Origin of the sequence: uncultured Paraglaciecola sp., assembly GCF_913058035.1 — a bacterium.
In the GTDB taxonomy this organism is placed as follows: Bacteria; Pseudomonadota; Gammaproteobacteria; order Enterobacterales; family Alteromonadaceae; genus Paraglaciecola.
On sequence record NZ_CAJXPA010000252.1, the window covers coordinates 1 to 4853 of the forward strand.

5 protein-coding genes are annotated in these 4853 nt (G+C 39.6%); 1 reads left to right on the plus strand and 4 read right to left on the minus strand.

Annotated features, from left to right (window positions below):
* Positions 1-119 precede the first annotated feature (119 nt).
* The gene (gene putP, locus QZ562_RS19600) at positions 120-1634 is read right to left on the minus strand and encodes a sodium/proline symporter PutP (RefSeq protein ID WP_293764011.1); all 1515 of its coding nucleotides are present in this window, start codon (positions 1632-1634) and stop codon (positions 120-122) included.
* A 105-nt stretch (positions 1635-1739) separates the two neighbouring features.
* Here putP and QZ562_RS19605 point away from each other — a divergent pair, with 105 nt between their 5' ends.
* Positions 1740-2177, plus strand: coding sequence for a GNAT family N-acetyltransferase (locus QZ562_RS19605; protein ID WP_293764014.1), 438 nt, complete (start codon positions 1740-1742; stop codon positions 2175-2177).
* A gap of 89 nt (positions 2178-2266) precedes the next feature.
* Here QZ562_RS19605 and QZ562_RS19610 read toward each other — a convergent pair whose 3' ends face one another.
* The 3 genes from QZ562_RS19610 to QZ562_RS19620 form a co-directional block, all read right to left on the minus strand.
* Positions 2267-2974, minus strand: coding sequence for a DUF3379 domain-containing protein (locus QZ562_RS19610; RefSeq protein ID WP_293764017.1), 708 nt, complete (start codon positions 2972-2974; stop codon positions 2267-2269).
* Positions 2967-3524: a sigma-70 family RNA polymerase sigma factor gene (locus QZ562_RS19615; RefSeq protein ID WP_293764061.1), complete on the minus strand. Its 558-nt coding sequence runs from the start codon at positions 3522-3524 to the stop codon at positions 2967-2969. Before QZ562_RS19615 ends, QZ562_RS19610 begins: the two co-directional genes overlap by 8 nt.
* 138 nt (positions 3525-3662) lie before the next feature.
* Positions 3663-4853, minus strand: a 1191-nt coding sequence (locus tag QZ562_RS19620) for a protein BatD (protein ID WP_293764019.1), incomplete at its 5' end; no start/stop codon positions are given.

The following is a 4853-nucleotide window of genomic DNA, read 5'->3' on the forward strand; positions in this document are numbered from 1 at the left end:
AAGTTATATTAATAGAACCATAACAAAATTCAACTTTAAATTGAATGATTATTTTACTACCACAGCGATAATTAAACTGTCTGTGATTCAGCAACTAACCGCTGTGATAGTTTTAAAGTTTAATTAAGCTGATCAAGTGTGTGTTTCACTTCATCGAAAGTTTCCAATACTAATTTATCATCTTGATTACTCAATAAGCTGATACTGATAATAGTGACACTACATATAATAAACCCAGGTACTATTTCATACAGCCAATCGCTTAAGCCTTGTCCATTGATAGTTAACGGTGCATATATCCAGATTAAAACTGTAATAGCCCCTGACAACATGCCTAAAATAGCAGACATACGTGTCATTCTTTTCCAGAATAGACTGATTAATACAACGGGACCGAAGGCCGCTCCGAAACCTGCCCACGCGTTGCTGACAAGATTTAATATAGTGCTGTCACGGTCATAAGCTAGGTAGATGGAAACCAATGCCACTAGCGCCACAGAGATCCTACCCACAGTGATCAACTCTTTTTGGCTGGCGTCTCTGCGAAAGAAGGCTTGGTAGAAATCACCAGTTAACGAGCTGGATGTGACTAATAACTGTGAGGAAATCGTGCTCATTATTGCTGCTAAAATCGCTCCCAATAAAAAGCCACTTATTAGTGGGTGAAACAGGATTTGTGACAGATAGATGAAAATTGTTTCTGGGTCTTGCATGTCACCTTGGGTTTTGGTGACATAAGCTAGACCGAGTATACCTGTTGCCAGAGAACCGATGATAGAAACTACCATCCAGCTAATACCTATTTTACGTGCTGTTTTGATGTCAGTAACAGAGCGGATAGCCATAAAGCGCACAATAATATGTGGTTGACCAAAATAGCCTAATCCCCAAGAAAGCAAGGATATTATACCTATTGCTGACATCGCTTGCCCAGTAGAGGCATCTATAAACAGATTCAAAAAATCAGCATCGTAGCTTGATAGTTGTGCAGCAGCACCAGTCAAGCCGCCTAGGTCGAACAGTACAACAACAGGCACTAATACCAAAGACACGAACATGATACAACCTTGGACAAAGTCGGTGATACTCACTGCCATAAAGCCACCGAGTAAAGTATAGGCTACAACGACACCGGCGGTTATATAAAGGCCCATTTCATAACTTAAACCAAATGACGATTCAAATAATTTGCCTCCAGCAACCACACCAGATGAAGTATACAAAGTGAAAAAAATGACAATTACAATAGAAGAAATTAGCCTTAAGCTATGACTCGTGTCATTAAAACGGTTTGCAAAATAGTCAGGAATGGTCAAAGCGTTTTTTGCCAATTCTGTATATACTCTTAGTCGTGGTGCAACCCATAAATAATTCAGATAAGCACCAGTAACTAGACCTACAGCTATCCATGCACTGGAGATACCAGACACATACATGGCGCCGGGTAAGCCCATTAACATCCAGCCACTCATATCGGATGCGCCTGCAGATAAAGCAGTGACCTTAGGGCTTAAACTTCTACCACCCAACATATACCCTTCTACGTCGGTACTAGATTGCTTAAATGAATATAAACCAATGCCAAGCATTACCAAAAAATATAGACCGAGGGATACAAATGTGAATGGTTCCATTGATGCTTCCTTTAGAAGTGAGCGGGGTATAAGTAGTTTTTTTTGATTTATGTTATCATAGACAGATGCTGGAAGACTAATTCACTACAAATATCAAGTGGTTGTATGTACCTCAAAACGTTTGAAGAACTGAGTAAAAATGAGCTATATTCCTTAGCGCAGCTGCGTCAGAAGGTATTCATTGTTGAACAAAATAGTATCTATCATGACCTTGATGATTATGATCAAGAAGCAATACATTATTTGGATTTTGATCAATCAGGTAAACTAACCGTTTACGCCAGATACAGGCTGGTGGAGAGCTCTAACGAAGTCAAAATTGAACGGGTAGTATTAGATAAAAGTGTCCGAGGCAAAGGGCAGGGTAAAAGATTAATGAAGTTGATATTGAATGATATTAATCTTAATTTTTCTAATGCATCTATTGTTTTGTCTGCGCAGCTAGAAGTGTGTTCATTCTATCGTTCTCTGGGGTTTGTGACTCAAGGGGAAGCTTACGATGATGGCGGCATAGAGCATATCAGTATGTTTTATCAGCAATGAAATTGCCTCTTGGTAGAAGCATTTTACGAAAATATTTTGACTTCGATACAAATAACATTCACTTGTTAGCCATTACTATACTCAAACAATCAGATTGAAAATCGGATCTTTTTGTTCAGTTGCTCTTTCATCTGATTGATACCAGCCCCTTCTTCACCTACTACAATAATACTAGCTCGTTGCAAATCTGTGGCCTGACTAGTGTATTTTTTGTCACTTGACGAACCTTCTGCCAGATAATCGTCATTATGGGGAACAATAAACACTGATACTTTTCCTTTTTCACCTTCAACGACCATATGTAGACTTCTAACATTTTCAAAATCACAAAAGTTTGCGTAGTAAACTCTACCAATATCTTCTGAAAACTCACCACCAAATTTGGCTAACTTCGCATTAACACGTTGCAGTGATACATTTTCTCGTGCGTCTAGCGCATAACCACCTTCATAATGCACGTGGGCGATTGCTTGCTTGGATAAATCCAATAAATTATTTTGTTGCCACATAGTAAAACTAATACCGACCACAAAAGCGACCGATGCTGCCATAGCAAGTTGCATACGATTACGCACCTTACTCGACTTCTGAGATTCCATAGTTTGCCGCAATATCAATTTGTGTATCAAGTCGTCAGGTACTTCAATCTGAGCAGCTTGGTGCATTTTTTTTTCGAGTTGTTTAAGTTCTTTGTAGAACTCCTGCTTTTTAGGATCACTGGCGATGGCTGCCAATACCTCTTTATCTGTGCAATTGGGATCTGCATATAAGATGCGACGAAACTCTAATTCATCCATTTTTACGCCCCCTGTTATCATTGGCTTTATCTAACGTTTCTTTGACTTGATTACGCGCTCTAAATAGTCGAGTCATAACAGTATTTTTATTTAAATTAAGCTGCTTGGCAATTTCATCACCGCTATAGCCAAAAATTATCTGTAACATCAGTGGTTCTCTGTACTCTTCACTTAACGACTCCATAATGGTCCGAAGTTCTCTATGCTCAATCTCAATTTCATTGGATAGCTGGTCGTCAATCACTGACACATCATCAATATCGACTAAGTCAAACTGTTTGCGTTCAAAACGTCGAGCATTTTCTCGGCGCAGTATGGTAATTAACCAAGACTTGGCTGCTTTTTCATCCTTCAGGGAATCTAAAGACTTCCAGGCACGAAGAAATGTCTCCTGCACTATGTCTTCTGCTACTGCCTTGTCTTTAACCAGCCAATATGCATAACGGAATATGTCGCTATGAAGGGCCAGCACTAAAACTTGATAGCGTTCTTGTTTACTTGCCATGTCACTAGTGACCGAGGCTTGTATATATTGCTTTCGCGAAAACATGTTTAATTTCATCATAGCTTTTTCTTATCTATAGAGTCGCATACCTAAGAGAGCTCTTATGCAACGCTATAGATAACGAAAATCGGCTCTCAACAAGGATAAATAAATTAAAACTTGTATATGTTGGCAGCCTACTTTTTAAGGAGCGGGATACAGCGGTGACAAGTTATATCTTGTTTTTTTGTCGATATTGCCGTCTTTTCGTATTTTACGCAATATTTGATGCAACTCTTTGCTTTGCCATTCACTGTGATTTTTTGCATAACGTGAGGCTAAAAGGACATTGAATGCCTCGGATAGGGATTCATTGTTGATGGCTTTTAAGCTTTGTCCCATGGGTGCTTGTTTATCTTGAGTAATGTTGCCTAGCCATAATGCCAAATATTTTTGGGTCTCAAGGGCCGCGTTTTCATTTAAGGCTTTTTCAAGACTTTTCCATAAAAATTGCTCATCTTGAATATTTGTTAACGATGAGTAAGTTGCAGATTTATTCGGCGCTTTTAGTACACTAACGTGTTTGTACCAAAGCATTAAAGTAAGTAGCCAAAAGATCAGTAACCCGGCTGTTAGCCAAATCCAGTATTGTGGCATGCTAATGTTTTGATTACTTAAGTCACTTTGTACTGAGCCTTTAACGTCAGGGGTAGACTGTAAAATTGGACTTGGTGGGATAGTGCTGGTCGGCTGTGTTGTTGCTGACAATATTTGTAAAGTTTTTTCAGCAAGAACCGCAAATTCAGTTTTTTGAGTCATGGTGTTGAACCAAGGGATCCTAACTTCTGGTATGGTAAGTTGACCAGCCTGACTGGGAATGATCGCAATACTTTCGATTCGTTGAGCGATCAATGTGTTATTTTTTTCAACTGTTGTTGTTTCGGCTTGGTCTGGGTAAGTCTTTACTGAATCAGGATAAATACTGGTGATTTGAGGTAATTGCTCTTCTACCACTCCAATTGCAGTCAAGGTAATTGTGCGGGTGATGGGTTCACCAGCGATGAACTCACGAGTATTACCTTGCCATTCGTCGTCTAGCTGAACAAAATCACTAGGCAGCCAGTGGTAATTATAATTACTTGGGATTGGCAGAATAGTAATGCTCCGACTAGGTCCCACTCTATTGACCGCTTTACTGCGGTTAAAAAAGCCAAAGCTCTGGCGTGAGTTATCAATCACCTCACCTTCAAACAGAGGGCCTTCGATAGTGAAGGTACCACTTCGCTGAGGGATAATTGCAAACGATCGCTCGATAATACGATAACGCCGACTCTGGACCACTTCGTCGTATTCTTTATCTTTACCTATTTGCCTGATGTCGGCATTTTCCAATGT